This is a genomic window from Vibrio sp. 1731, from assembly GCF_033339955.1.
GTDB lineage: Bacteria > Pseudomonadota > Gammaproteobacteria > Enterobacterales > Vibrionaceae > Vibrio > Vibrio alginolyticus.
In genome coordinates, this window is record NZ_JAWOVO010000147.1 from 1 (window position 1) to 1,102 (window position 1,102).

Genomic DNA, 1,102 nt, shown 5'->3' on the forward strand with positions numbered 1-1,102 from the left:
ATTGGTGAAAAAATCCACCCATCGACGTTGATTGGACTTGTCTTAATCATCAGTGGTTTGGTCATCCAACAGGTGACTTGGGGTAAAAAAGCCAAGGCGGCGAACGCGTCGCAATAGTTGGTCATGCCCGAAAAACCTAGGACAATATGAAAACGGAGAAATGAAACGAGTTGGATAAAAAAGAGAGCTCGCTAACATTTTATTGATCGAAAGTGCCTTCAGTCGCTTGGAATTGTTCAAGCGTTGGATACGATATAACCAAAGCCCAGCCGCCTAACACGGCGACATTCCTATAAATATTTGTGGGCACTTCAGGATACTTTACTAATTATGTTTCGCTTCGCTATTCCTTCACCGTTGATGACTGACTGGCAACACGCTCTGCAGCAATGCTGTGATGCCACTCAAGCTCAGGGACAACTTTATACCCTGAGCTACACCAAACAATGGCTATCCAGTGAGGTATCCACCTCGCCACAAAATCACCGCGCCATCGTGGCGATGATTGAGCAAAACTGCGCGCAATTTTCCGCGCCGCACTTTGACGTAGTTTGCTCACAATTTGATGATGAAAACCTGAGTCTTTGCCCAGTATGGCTACCGAATGAGGAGCTGTTTGCCGTTGTGACGTTGACGCACTCAACGCAGCAAAAGCAAACCGTTTCTGCGTGGCTGAGCGCACTGGCAGGCCGCATCAGTTTTGATGTTAGCCAGCATTATCATCAAGAGCTCAAACGTCATCACTCACACGCCAACAAGCCACTACCAACGCTGCAAGAATTCATCGATTGTCTGGATGACCACATCTGGATCAAAACCACCGATGGTCTGTACGCCATGACTAACCGCAGCGTGGAACAGGCGTGGAAAAAGTCTAACGATGACATTGTCGGGAAGAACGACTTTGACCTTTTCAGCGCCGAGCGCGCGGAAAAATTCATTGATGCCGACCGATTAGTGGTCGCTACTGGCACACAGAACATCGTTGAAGAGTGTCGCCAAATTGATGAAAACAACAACCCAACTTGGCTGGAAACCATCAGATCACCGGTACGAAATCAGGCCGGTGACCTGATCGGCATTTTGGGCATGACGCGCAACA

1 protein-coding gene and 1 pseudogene are annotated in these 1,102 nt (G+C 48.3%); both read left to right on the plus strand.

Going from position 1 to position 1,102, the window contains the following annotated elements; all coding sequences use genetic code 11:
- Window positions 1-117, plus strand: a pseudogene (locus R7035_RS25805) (EamA/RhaT family transporter); the annotation flags it as partial.
- A gap of 213 nt (window positions 118-330) precedes the next feature.
- Window positions 331-1,102: PAS domain-containing protein (locus R7035_RS25810; protein ID WP_318146391.1), on the plus strand; the 772-nt coding region annotated here is incomplete at its 3' end.